The organism is Caulobacter sp. UNC358MFTsu5.1 (assembly GCF_000712075.1).
Lineage (GTDB): Bacteria > Pseudomonadota > Alphaproteobacteria > Caulobacterales > Caulobacteraceae > Caulobacter.
Genome location: NZ_JONW01000006.1, coordinates 241,541 through 254,270 on the forward strand (window position 1 = coordinate 241,541; position 12,730 = coordinate 254,270).

The 12,730-nt window shown below is 70.4% G+C and carries 8 protein-coding genes; 3 read left to right on the top strand and 5 right to left on the bottom strand.

All coding sequences use genetic code 11. From position 1 onward, the window contains the following. Positions 1 to 243: 243 nt before the first annotated feature. The 3 genes from BR39_RS0109870 to BR39_RS0109880 all read left to right on the top strand — a co-directional run bounded on the left by BR39_RS0109870 (position 244) and on the right by BR39_RS0109880 (position 7,792). On the top strand, positions 244 to 5,085 hold the full coding sequence (locus tag BR39_RS0109870; RefSeq protein ID WP_029910691.1) for an NAD-glutamate dehydrogenase: 4,842 nt from the start codon (positions 244 to 246) through the stop codon (positions 5,083 to 5,085). 82 nt (positions 5,086 to 5,167) lie between these two features. Continuing rightward, the gene (locus tag BR39_RS0109875) at positions 5,168 to 6,487 is read left to right on the top strand and encodes an MFS transporter (protein ID WP_029910694.1); all 1,320 of its coding nucleotides are present in this window, start codon (positions 5,168 to 5,170) and stop codon (positions 6,485 to 6,487) included. Positions 6,488 to 6,562: 75 nt separating this feature from the next. After that, entirely contained in the window at positions 6,563 to 7,792 is a 1,230-nt protein-coding gene (locus BR39_RS0109880) for a DUF418 domain-containing protein (protein WP_029910697.1), read from the top strand. Between the two features lie 13 nt (positions 7,793 to 7,805). Here the strand turns inward: BR39_RS0109880 and BR39_RS0109885 are convergent, their stop codons facing one another. The 5 genes from BR39_RS0109885 to purH all read right to left on the bottom strand — a co-directional run bounded on the left by BR39_RS0109885 (position 7,806) and on the right by purH (position 12,723). Continuing rightward, positions 7,806 to 8,150 (bottom strand): hypothetical protein, encoded by a 345-nt coding sequence (locus BR39_RS0109885; protein WP_029910700.1) that lies wholly within the window; start codon positions 8,148 to 8,150, stop codon positions 7,806 to 7,808. Beyond that, positions 8,147 to 8,611 (bottom strand): hypothetical protein, encoded by a 465-nt coding sequence (locus BR39_RS0109890; RefSeq protein WP_051695375.1) that lies wholly within the window; start codon positions 8,609 to 8,611, stop codon positions 8,147 to 8,149. The genes BR39_RS0109885 and BR39_RS0109890 overlap by 4 nt, the downstream gene beginning before the upstream one ends. Positions 8,612 to 8,699: 88 nt before the next feature. Beyond that, complete coding sequence (locus BR39_RS0109895) at positions 8,700 to 9,455, bottom strand: dienelactone hydrolase family protein (protein WP_029910707.1); 756 nt, start codon at positions 9,453 to 9,455, stop codon at positions 8,700 to 8,702. Between the two features lie 120 nt (positions 9,456 to 9,575). Then, positions 9,576 to 11,072, bottom strand: a complete 1,497-nt coding sequence (locus tag BR39_RS0109900; RefSeq protein WP_029910710.1) for a phosphomannomutase/phosphoglucomutase — start codon at positions 11,070 to 11,072, stop codon at positions 9,576 to 9,578. A gap of 61 nt (positions 11,073 to 11,133) precedes the next feature. Next, entirely contained in the window at positions 11,134 to 12,723 is a 1,590-nt protein-coding gene (gene purH, locus BR39_RS0109905; protein ID WP_029910713.1) for a bifunctional phosphoribosylaminoimidazolecarboxamide formyltransferase/IMP cyclohydrolase, read from the bottom strand. Positions 12,724 to 12,730 lie beyond the last annotated feature (7 nt).

A 12,730-nucleotide genomic window follows, 5' to 3' on the forward strand; every position in this document is an offset into this window, starting at 1 on the left:
TCCTGTCGGCAGCCCCCCATGCCGACCCCGCGCGACGCAGACCGTTTTCCTGGAGCGTCCGACGCGGAATCGCCCGCCTCCCCCCGGCGGGCCCGCGCCGCCGGTTCCCCCCAACCGGCGGCGCTTCCGTGTCCGCCGCCTGGGATTTCCGCCTTGGTAAGATATTCCGTGCTTTTCCCTGGTTAAGGTTGAAACCTGGCCGGGAAGGGCTAGGTTGTCGCCAAAAATTCGCGAGGAAATCCCATGGTCGGTGCAAAACTTGACCCCAAGGCAGCCGCTACCCCTTCGAGCGGCTTGGTTTCGGCCTTCGGCAAGGCCCTGGGGCAGGAGACGCTCACCGCACCGCAGGCCCAGTTCGCCGCCCAGGTCCAGGAGGACTGGTCGGCAGAGGAGCTGCCCGGCTTCGAGGCCGGCGACATCGCCCACGCCCTGGTCGACTTCTGGCGCTTCGGCGAAGCCGCCTGCGAGCCGCTCTGCATCCGCGTCCGCCCGGCGGTCCGGGCCGCCCCTGGCTTGGATGGCGGTACGGACCTGAAGAGCGACCTGTTGGAGATCGTCCAGCCCGACCGTCCGTTCCTGGTCGACAGCATCATGGGCGCCATCGCCGAGCAGGGCTTCTCGGTGCGGGCGATGTTCCACCCGGTGATCGCGACCCCCGCCGGCCGCCGCTCGATGATCCAGGTCTATCTGGCCCCGGTGGGCGAGGACCGTGAGGCCGCCCTGGTCGAGGCCGTCCGCGACGCCCTGGCCGACGTCCAGCTGGCCGTCGACGACTTCGACGCCATGAAGGCCCTGATCCGCCGCACGATCGACGAACTGCGCGCCTCCAAGGCGCCGATCGCCGAGAACCAGCGCGAGGAAAGCCTGGACTTCCTGGACTGGCTGGAGGGCGACCGGTTCGTGTTCCTGGGCGCCCGGGTCTACGAATATCCCCGCACGCCCGACGGCGGCTACGCGGCCGAGGAGCCGCTGTACCAGCCCGAGGGCAGCCTGGGCGTGCTCCGCGACCAGACCCTGACCGTGCTGCGCCGGGGCAGCGAGCCGGCGATCCTGTCGCCCCAGGTCCGCGACCACCTGCTGCTGGGCGCGCCCCTGGTGGTGGCCAAGTCGAACCTGCGCTCCAAGGTCCACCGTCGCGGCTACATGGACTATGTCGGGGTGCGCCGGTACGGCGCCGACGGCAAGCCCTCGGGCGAGGTCCGGTTCGTGGGCCTGTTCACCGCCGAGGCCTACGAGACGCCCGCCCACGAGGTGCCGGTCATCCGCCGCAAGGTGAAGCACGTCCTCAAGGAGGCCGGCAAGGATCCCGAGGGCCATAGCGGCAAGCGCCTGCGCAACATCCTGGAGACCTGGCCGCGCGACGAGCTGTTCCAAATCTCGGAAGACGAGCTGCTGTCGATGGCCATGGGGGTGCTGCACCTCTACGACCGGCCGCGCGTGCGGTTGTTCGCCCGGAACGATCCGTTCGACCGCTTCATCTCGGTGCTGATGTTCGTGCCGCGCGAGCGCTACGACAGCGGCGTGCGCGAGCGGGCCGGCAAGATCCTGGCCGACGCCTACGAAGGCCGGGTCAGCGCCTACTATCCCAGCTTCTCCGACGCGCCCCTGGCCCGCGTGCACTATGTGATCGGCGTGACGCCGGGCAAGCACGGCGAGCCGGACCTGGCCGCGCTGGAAGCCGCCGTCGCCGAGACCGCCCGCACCTGGGAGGACCGCTTCGAGGCCGCCGTCCGCGACGGCGGGGCCCCGGGCCGCGTGGTCCAGACCCTGGCCCGCTGGCAGGCCGCATTCCCGCCGGGCTATCGCGACCAGTACGACGCCGCCGAGGCCCTGGCCGACCTGGCCGTGGTCGACGACCTGGCCGCCGACGAGGCCGTGCGGGTCCGCGCCTTCCGCCGCGCCGACGACGACAAGCTGACCTTCCGCTTCAAGCTCTATCGCCCCGGCGCCGCCGCGCCCCTGGCCGACGTGCTGCCGATCCTGGAGCACATGGGCCTGAAGGCCCTGATCGAGGACGGCTTCAAGCTGACCCCGGGCGGTGAAAAGCTCTGGGTCCACGAATTCGTCCTGCGCGACGAGCGCGGCGAGCACCTGTCGTTCGGCGACATCAAGACCGCCTTCGAGGCCGCCTTCGTCGCCATCTGGACCGGTCGCGCCGAGAGCGACGGCTTCAACCGGCTGGTGCTGGAGCTGGGCGTCGGCTGGCGCGAGGCCGCCCTGGTCCGCGCCCTGGCCCGCTATCGCCAGCAGTCGGGCCTGGACCCCAGCCAGGGCGTGCAGGAGCAGGCGCTGTCGGACAACCCGGGCGTCACCCGCCTGATCCTCGACCTGTTCCGCATCAAGTTCGACCCGGCCGTGCACGCCGACCTGGCCGCCCGCGAGGAGCAGGCCAAGGCGGTGCAGGCCAGCATCGTCGAGGCCCTGCAGGCGGTGGAGAGCCTGGACGCCGACCGCGTCCTGCGCCGCATCGCCGCCCTGATCGGCGCCATTCAACGGACCAACTTCTTCCAGGTCGGCCCCGACGGCGAGCCCAAGCCCTACATCAGCTACAAGATCGCCTCGCGCGAGCTGGAGGACCTGCCGGCTCCCAAGCCCTATCGCGAGATCTACGTCTCGGCCCCGCACGTCGAGGGCGTGCACCTGCGCTTCGGCCCCGTCGCCCGCGGCGGCCTGCGCTGGTCCGACCGCCGCGACGACTTCCGCACCGAGGTGCTGGGGCTGGTCAAGGCCCAGCAGGTCAAGAACGCGGTCATCGTGCCGGTCGGCTCCAAGGGCGGCTTCTTCCCCAAGAACCTGCCGCGCGGCGGCGACCGCGACGCCATCCAGGCCGAGGCGATCCGCGCCTACAAGACCTTCCTGTCCGGGCTGCTGGACATCACCGACAATATCGACGCCGACAACAAGATCGTTCCGCCGGCCGGGGTGATCGCCCATGACGGCGAGGACCCCTATCTGGTCGTCGCCGCCGACAAGGGCACGGCCACCTTCTCCGACATCGCCAACGGCGTGGCCGAGGACTACGGCTTCTGGCTGGGCGACGCCTTCGCCTCCGGCGGCTCGGTGGGCTACGACCACAAGGTCATGGGCATCACCGCCCGCGGCGCCTGGGAAGCGGTCAAGCGCCACTTCCGCGAGCTTGGCAAGGACATCCAGTCCGAGCCGTTCACCGCCGTGGGCGTGGGCGACATGTCGGGCGACGTGTTCGGCAACGGCATGCTGCTGTCCAAGCAGACCCGGCTGCTGGCCGCCTTCGACCATCGCCACATCTTCCTGGACCCCGATCCGGACGCGGCCAAGTCGTGGGCCGAGCGCGACCGGATGTTCAAGCTGCCGCGCTCGTCGTGGGACGACTACGACAAGAGCCTGATCTCCCAGGGCGGCGGGGTCTTCGCCCGCTCGCTGAAGACCATCCCGCTGTCGCCGGAAGTCCGGGCCCTGTTCGAGATCAAGGCCGAGAGCGTCTCGCCGGCCGAGCTGCTGACCGCGATCCTCAAGTCGAAGGCCGAGCTGCTGTATCTCGGCGGCATCGGCACCTATGTGAAGGCCAAGGGCGAGACCAACGCCGAGGCCGGCGACAAGGCCAACGACGCCATTCGCGTCAACGGCGCCGACCTGCGGGTCAAGGTGGTGGGCGAGGGCGCCAACCTGGGCCTGACCCAGGCGGGCCGCATCGAGTTCGCCCAGGCTGGCGGCCACATCAACACCGACGCCATCGACAACTCGGCCGGCGTCGACAGCTCCGACCACGAGGTCAACATCAAGATCCTGACCGGGATCCTGGAGCGCGGCGGCAAGCTGACCCGCGAGAGCCGCAACCAGCTGCTGCCGACCATGACCGACGACGTGGCCAGCCACGTCCTGGCCGACAACTACGACCAGACCCTGGCCCTGTCGCTGATGGAGAGCGACGCGGTCTCGGAGGTGGAGTCCCAGGCCCGGTTCATGGCCGAGCTGGAGGCCAAGGGACGGCTGGACCGCAAGGTCGAGGGCCTGCCCGAGGCGGCGGCCCTGGCCGAACGCGAGAAGGCCGGCAAGGGCCTGACCCGGCCGGAAATGGCCGTCCTGCTGGCCTACGGCAAGATCGACCTGTTCGACGACATCGTCGCCTCCCAGGCGCCCGACGATCCGTGGTTCGAGGCGACGCTGAAGGGCTACTTCCCGCCGGCCCTGGGCCAGTACGGCGAGGCCATGCAGCAGCACCGCCTGCGGCGCGAGATCATCGCCACGGTGCTGGACAACCAGATGATCAACATGTGCGGCCCGACCTTCCCGAGCCGCCTGAAGGCCGCCGCCGGCTGCGACACCACGGCCCTGGTCATCGCCTTCGCCGCGGCCCGCGAGATCCTGGGCGTCGACGCCCTGTGGGACCAGGTCTCGGCCCTGGACGGCAAGGCCTCGGCCGGCGGCCAGCTGGCGCTTTACAAGGCCCTGGCCTACGCCCAGCGCAGCCTGACCTTCTGGCTGGCCCGCCGGGCGTTCAAGGACAAGTCCACCGTCAAGCAGCTGGTCGAGGCCTACGGGCCGTCGGTCAAGGCGCTGTCGGGCCTGGGCACGGCGATCCTGTCGCCGTTCGAGCAGAAGACCGTGGCCAAGCGGGCCAAGGCCTATGTCGCCGACGGCGCGCCCGAGGCCCTGGCTCTGGCCGTGGCGGCCCTGCAGCCGGTGACCACGGCGGCCGACCTGGTCGACCTGGGCAACGCCTCCAGCTGGTCGGTCGAGAACGTGGCCCGCCTCTACCACCAGGTGGGCGCGGCCTATGGCTTCGACCGCCTGCGCTCGGCGGCCGGTTCGTTTGTCGGCGGCGACGCCTTCGAGCGCCTGGCCGTCCGCCGCCTGATCGAGGACATGCTTAGCGAGCAGACCGCGATCACCCAGGCGGTGCTGAAGTTCGCCGCCAACGCCCAGGCGGGCGACGACGAGGCCTCGGCCAAGGCGGCGGTCACCTCGTGGGGCGCCCTGCGCACCGAGGCCGTCCGCGCCGCCAAGCGCACGGTCGAGGACATCGAACAGGCCGGCGGCGGCTGGACCTTCGCCAAGCTGACCATCGCCAACGCCGCCCTGCGGGGCCTGGCGAGCGCGTCGTAGCCCGAATTGGGGACACGCACATGTGCGTGTCCCCAGCCGGAGAAGCTTCGCGTATAAGCGTCTCTCGTTCGGGGGACGCGTGATGGACAGAGGCGATCGGCAGCGGGCCGCGTGGGCGCTCTACGAGTGGGCCCAGCAGCCGTATTGGGCGCTGATCGCCACCTTCATCTTCACCCCCTATTTCGCCGCCGGCTTCGTCGGCGACGCGGCGCGGGGCCAGAGCCTGCTGGGCTACGCGGGGGCGGTCACGGGCCTGCTGATCGCCGTGTTCAGCCCGCTGGTCGGAGCCAGCGTCGACGCCCGGCGCAATCCGCGCGTCTGGCTGATCGGCCTGGCGATCCCGTTCGTCCTGGCCAGCGCCGGCCTGTGGCTGGCCGTGCCGGGCGATGCGAGCCGCATCCTGCCGATCCTGATCTGCCTGGTCGTGGCCGGGCTCTGCGCCGAGCTCAGCGGTTCGGTGATGAACGCCCTGTTGCCCCTGGTGGCCAAGCCCGGCCAGGTGGGGCGGCTGTCGGGCTCGGCCTGGGCCCTGGCCTATGTGGGGGCGCTGGTCAGCCTGTTCGTGGTGCTGCTGGGCTTCTCCCTGCCCAAGGTCCCGATGCTGGGCCTGTCCAAGGCCCTGCACGAGCCCGACCGCATCGTCGGGCCGCTGGTGGCCGTGTGGTTCCTGGCCTTCTCCTGGCCGCTGATGCTGATCGCGCCCCAGCCGCCCAAGATCGCCGGCCAGAAGCCGCTGGCCGAGCTGTGGGCCACGGTGCGCTCGTTGCCGCGCCGCCCCTGGATGCTGCGCTTCCTGATCGGCCGGATGCTGCTGGGCGACGGCATCTCCAGCTTCATCGCCTTCGGCGGCGTGCTGGCCGCCGGCCTGTTCGGCTGGACCACCACCCAGCTGGGTCTCTACGCCATCGCCCTGTCGGTGGCCGCCGGGATCGGCACCTTCATCGGCGGGCGAGTCGACCAGAGGCTGGGCTCGAAGGCCACGGTGCTGATCGCTGCGGGCGTGGTGCTGTTCGGGGCGTTCGGCGTGGGGCTGGTCGGTCGCGACACCCTGGCCTTCGTGATCCGGGTCGCGCCGCCGGTCGCGGGCGGCGGCCTGTTCGCCAGCCTGCCCGAGCGGGTGTTCCTGGGCTTCTCGCTGTTCGTCGGCCTGACCTTCGGACCGGCCCAGGCGTCCTTGCGCGCCTGGATGGCCCAACTGGCGCCGGCGGGCGAGAGCGGGCGGTGGTTCGGCCTCTACGCCCTGTCGGGCAAGGCCACGGCCTTCCTGGCCCCGCTGGTCATCGCCGTCGGCACCCGCTGGATCGGCGACCAGCGCGTCGCCGTGGCGGTCTCGGCCCTGTTCCTGGCGACCGGCGCCGTCATCCTGGCCCGTGTGCCGCGCCAGGGCCCCGAGGCCGCGTAACCCAGGGTTGTCGCCGGCGCGAAGTCGGTCCAGGATCGCCGCCGATTGGCGCGGGTAGGCGTTTCGGGGGCGTGCATGGTCAAGGAACGGATTGGTCTGCTGGACTCGCTGCGGGGTCTGGCGGTGCTGGGCATCCTGTTGTGCAACATCCCGATCGCGGCCGAGCCGCACTCGGTGGCCACCAGCCTCACCCTGTGGCCGCTGGGCATGGAACCCGCGTCGGTGGCCGTCTGGTGGGTCACCCAGGTGTTCTTCCAGCAGAAGTTCTATTCGATGTTCGCCATGCTGTTCGGCGGCTCGATCCTGATGGTCGGCGGCGACGGCGCGGGCGCCGACGCCGGGGAGCGCCGGCGGATCCTGATCCTGCGCCTGGTCAGCCTGCTGGCCATCGGTCTGTTCCATGGGTTCGTGATCTGGCAGGGCGACGTGCTCAACACCTATGCGGTGGTCGGCCTGCTGGTGCTGTGGGCCCGGTCTTGGCCGGCCAAGCGCCTGCTGCAGGCGGGGATCGCCGTGCACCTGTCGCTGTCGGGCTGGTCGGCGTGGAAGCTGCTGCAGCACGCGGCCCAGGGCGGCGCGGACCCCTCGGCGGCCGAGATGGCCAAGTTCCTGGGCAAGGTCCACGCCGACAGCGTCCAGTACGCCGGGACCTTCCAGCAGTCCTTCGTCCAGAACGCCCGGGACTTCTGGGACTTCACCTTCAGTTCGTTCACCACCTGGCCGCAGACCTGGCCGATCCTGGTGCTGTCGCTGATGCTGATCGGCATGGGCCTCTACAAGCTGGGCGTCCTGAGCGGCAAGGCGTCCGGCGGCGTCTACAAGGCCCTGATCGGGGCGGGTCTGGGCGCCCTGGCGATCGTCGGCATGGCCGAGACGCTCTACATGGTCCTGCCCGATCATCCCTGGGCGCCGCGCGCCCTGGCCCGCTGGCTGCAGAGCGCCACCGCGCCCGTGGTCAGCCTGGGCTATGTGAGTCTGATGGTCATGGCGACGCGGACCCGGGTCTGGAAGGCGATCCCCGCCGTCCTGGCCCCCGTGGGCCAGATGGCCTTCACCAACTACCTGACCCAGTCGATCCTGATGACGGCGCTGCTGTACGGCGGACGCGGGCCGGGCCTGTACAACAGGCTCGACCGGCCGGGCCTGGCCGCCGCCGTCGCGACGATCTGGCTGATCCAGATCCTGTGGTCGCACTGGTGGATGGCCCGCTTCACCATGGGGCCGCTGGAATGGCTGTGGCGGCTGGCCTATCGCGGCCCCATGCCCCTGCGCCGGGCGCGCGGGGCGGCGACGGTCCCGGCCTAGCCGGACGTCCCGGTCAGCCTGCCGGGCGCGACTTGAGGAAGGTGTCGATCGCGGTGTTGATCACGCTGACGGTCACCGCGTCGCGCAGGCGCTGGGCCTCGGCCTGGCTGATGCCGGCGGCGGTGTAGCCGGCGATCTCGGTCAGGTCGGTCTCGCCCTTCACCAGGTTCTCGAATTCGGCCTGGGTCAGCTGGCCCGCCGCCAACTGGCCCGTCCAGAGCGCCAGATTGACCTTGGCCTTGTCGAGCGCGGCCTCGGCCATGGCTTTCACCTGGTCGGAATAGCCGTCGAAGCTGTCCTTGCCCAGGACGGTGAGGTTGGCCTTGGCGGCCGCCAGGAAATCGTCGAACTGGCTCATGACGCGCCGCCTTCCTCGGGTTGGCCGCAAGAGGTGGTCTGGGCCTTGTTGGCCTCCAGGCACAGGATGTAGTCGAACGCCCGGCCGATCTGGATCTTCTTCTGGTCGCGGAAAGCCGGACCCAGCGTGCCCTGGCTCTGCCACAGGGCGATCGTGCCGCCGTAGAGCGCGCGGTTCGGGTCGCGCAGCACGTCCCACTGCCGGGCCGACAGGGCGTTGAGCGGATCGGCGGCCGCCGCGCTGGCCGCCGCGTCGATCTTCGCGGTCAGGGCTGTCACCTCGGCGGCGTGGTTGGCGTAGGGATCGCCCGCCACGTCCAGCAGCGACAGGGTCTGGGCCTTCAGGCTGGCGGCGGTGGCCTGGGCGACGGGATTGGGCGGCGGGGCCACGGGCGCGCAGGCGACGGGCGCCAGCAAAAGGGTCAGGACGAGCGCGGACCGCGCTATCGACGCCAGCTTCATGAGAGACCTCCCGCGAGACGACGCAAGCCTGGCACACAATCGCGCCATCCACAATCTTCACGGGAGTGACGTGGGCGCCGGACCGGGCTCAGAGGTTGCGGACGATGCCCAGCGCCTTGGCGAAATAGGTCTGGGTCTGGCTGAACAGGTCCGGGCGGTAGCGGGCCCGCGGGTCATTGGCGCGGTCGTCGTCGAAGGCGTGGGTGGCGTCGGGATAGAAGACCGTGTCCACCGCCAGGCCGTCGCGCTTCAGGCGCTCCAGCGCCTTCTGCGGATATTTCCAGCCGACCACCTGGTCCTTGCCGCCGACCACGGAGAACACCTTCGGGCCCTGGCCCCAGCCGCGGCTGGCGGTGAGGGAGGGGTAGGCCGCGTACGGATAGACCAGCAGGGCGCCCTTGACGCGGGTCCGCAGCTTCAGCGGATCGGCGTCGGCGATCCCGGTGGCGCGGGCGGCGTTCACGCCGATCGCATAGCCGTCCATGATCGACCAGCCGCCATGGCTCCAGCCGGCCAGGAACACGCGCTGGGCGTCGGCCCAGGGCTGGCGCTCCAGCCAGGCCAGCATGGCGAAGATGTCGGCCGAGCGCTTGAGGCCCTGCAGCGTCATGCCCGTGCAGACGAACAGCTTGCCGTCCAGGGTGGACATGCCGCGCGGCTTGAAGCTGTCGACCACCACGGCGGCCCAGCCGGCCTGCACCGCCACCTGGGCGTAGGTCTCCAGGAACGGGGTCTTGCCGCCGCAGCCGTGCAGGATCAGGGCGACCGGAAACGGACCCGGTCCCGCGGGCTTGAAGACCTTCGAGGCGTCGGCGACCTTGGTTCCCCAGTCGGCGCTCAGCATAAGTCGGCGCTCAGCATGCGATCCTACGGCGCCCCCGCGCGAAAGTTCCGGCGGTCAGCATGGTCGAACGGCGGCGGAAACTCAATTTCTTTGGCCGTCTGGGGTCTGCGGCCCGAGACCTCAGATTTCCTGGTTGTACGCGCCGACCCGGTCGCCCAGGCGCGGCTTCACCTCCTGGCGGAACAGGGCGCGCATGTCGTCCTCGGAGCGGGTGCTCTCGACCACCACCACGACCTCGGGCTTGTTGGACGAGGCGCGGACCAGCACCCAGGAGCCGTCCTCCAGCTGGACCCGCGCGCCGTTGACGGTGATCACCTCGGTGATCTTCCGCCCCAGGATCGAGCCGCCGGCCGCGAACAGGTCCTGGTATTCCTTCACCACCTCGTCGACGACGCCGTACTTCGCCTCGTCGGCGCAGCGGGGGCTCATGGTCAGGGAGGTGAAGGCCGTGGGCAGGGCCTTGCGAAGGTCCGACAGCTTCACGCCGCGATTGCGGTCCAGCATGGCCAGGATGGCGGCGGCGGCGCTCAGGCCGCAGTCGTAGCCGCGGCCCAGATCGCCGTTCATGAAGAAGTGGCCGCTCTTCTCGAAGCCGGCCAGGGCCCCCAGCTCGGCGCTCTTGCGCTTGAGGTAGCTGTGGCCGGTCTTCCAGTAGACCACCTTGCAGCCGTGGGCGGCCAGGATCGGGTCGGTGGCGAAGAGGCCGGTGGATTTGACGTCGACCACGAAGGTCGCGCCCGGGTGCAGCGGGGCCAGGTCGCGGGCCAGGATCAGGCCCATCTTGTCGGCGAAGATCTCGACGCCCTCGTCGTCGACCACGCCGCAGCGGTCGCCGTCTCCGTCGAAGCCGAAGGCCAGGTCGGCCCCCTGCGCGCGCACGGCGTCCGCCATCGCGTGCAGCATGGCGGCGTCTTCCGGGTTCGGATTGTATTTCGGGAAGGTGTAGTCGAGCTCGGCGTCCAGGCCGATCACCTCGGAGACGCCCATGCGCCGGAGGCCGTCGACCGCGAAGGCGCCGGCCGTGCCGTTGCCGCAGGCGGCGATCACCTTCAGCGGCCGGGTGAGGCGGACGCGGCTCGCGACGTCGGCCAGATAGCGCTCGGCCTCGCCTTCGACGCGGACCAGCTTGCCGCCGTCGCGTTCGACGAACTGGCCGGAGAGCACGATCGCCTTCACGCGGGCCATCTCGTCGGGGCCGAAGGTCAGGGGCCTCTGGGCGCCCATCTTCACCCCGGTCCAGCCGTTCTCGTTGTGGCTGGCGGTGACCATGGCCACGCAGGGGATGTCCAGGTCGAACTGGGCGAAATAGGCGGTGGGCGATAGGCTGAGGCCGATGTCGTGCACCTCGCAGCCGGCGCTCATCAGGCCCAGGGTCAGGGCCTGCTTGATCGACAGCGAATAGCTCCGGAAGTCGTGGCCGACCACGATCCGGGAATGGCCCAGCTCGTGGATGTAGGTCCCCAGACCCAGACCCAGGGCCTGGACGCCCAGCAGGTTGATCTCGGACCCGAACAGCCAGCGCGCGTCGTATTCCCGAAACCCCGTGGCCTTGACCAGGGGCTCGTTCTCGTAGGCGACGGTGTTGGGAACGAGGTCGGCGCGGGGTGTGGGGAGCATCGAGGCTGCTTCGAAAGTCTTCGTACAGCCCTAGCTACCACACCCCGCCCGCTGTCGCAGACTAGTGTCGGAACACCCGCACGCCGGTGAAGGCCATGGTCAGGCCCAGCTTGTCGGCGGCCTCGATCACCTCGGGGTCGCGCATTGAGCCGCCCGGCTGGATGATCGCCGTCGCCCCGGCCTCGGCGGCCTGGATCAGGCCGTCCGCGAACGGGAAGAAGGCTTCCGAGGCGCAGGCGCAGCCCTTCAGGTCCAGGCCGAAGTCGGCGGCGCGCAGGGCCGCGATCCGGGCCGAGTCCTTGCGGTTCATCTGGCCGGCCCCGACGCCCAGGGTCTGGCCGGCGCGGGCGTAGACGATGGCGTTGGACTTGACGTGCTTGCCGACGGTGAAGGCGAACAGCATGTCGCGCACTTCCTCGTCCGTGGGCTGACGCTGGGTGACGATCTTCAGGTCGGAGGCGGTGATGCGCGCGTCATCACGGGATTGCACCAGGAAGCCGCCGGCCACCGACTTGAAGGTGTCGCCGGTCGACAGGGCGTCCGGCAGGCCGCCGGTGACCAGCAGGCGCAGGTTCTTCTTGGCGGCGAACACGGCGACGGCGTCGTCGTCGGCTTCCGGGGCGATCACCACCTCGGTGAAGATCTCGACCATGGCCTCGGCCGCCTCGCGGGTCAGGCGGCTGTTGACGGCGACGATGCCGCCGAAGGCGCTGGTGGGATCGCAGGCCAGGGCCCGCTCATAGGCCTCGCGCTGGGTCTTGCCGACGGCCACGCCGCAGGGATTGGCGTGCTTGATGATCGCCACGGCCGGGCCCTGGGCCGGATCGAACTCGGCGATCAGCTCGAAGGCCGCGTCGGTGTCGTTGATATTGTTGTAGCTGAGTTCCTTGCCCTGCAGCTGGGTGGCCGTGGCCACGCCCGGACGCGGGTTGGGGAAGGCGTAGAAGGCCGCCTTCTGGTGCGGGTTCTCGCCGTAGCGCATGGTCTGGCGCAGTTCGCCGGCGATGCTCTTCCGGGCCGGGAAGTCCTGACCCAGCTGGGCGGCGAACCAGCCGCTGATGGCCGCGTCGTAGGCCGCCGTGCGGGCATAGGCGCGAGCGGCCAGGGTCTTGCGCAGGACCAGGGTGGTCCCGCCGGCCTTCAGGGCCTCCAGCACTTCGGCGAGGTCCGATGGGTCGGTGCAGACGGCGACATAGCCGTGGTTCTTGGCCGCCGAGCGGATCATGGCCGGGCCGCCGATGTCGATGTTCTCGACGCACTCCTCGTAGGAACCGCCCTTCGCGACCGTGGCCTCGAACGGATAGAGGTTCACGTACAGGATATCGATGCCGCCGATGCCGTGGTCGGCCATGGCCTTGGCGTGCTCGGGGGCGTCGCGCACGCCCAGCAGCCCGCCGTGCACGATCGGGTGCAGGGTCTTGACCCGGCCGTCCATCATCTCGGGGAAGCCCGTCAGGTCCGAGACGTCCTTGACCGGCAGGCCGGCCGCGGCGATGGCGGCCTTGGTGCCGCCGGTCGAGACCAGCTCGACGCCCGCCTCGTGCAGGACCTTGGCGGCCTCGACCAGGCCGGTCTTGTCGGAGACCGACAGCAGGGCGCGCTTGGGGGCGACGAGATCGGGGGCGGACGGATAGTCGGGGGCGGCGGGCACGGCGGAC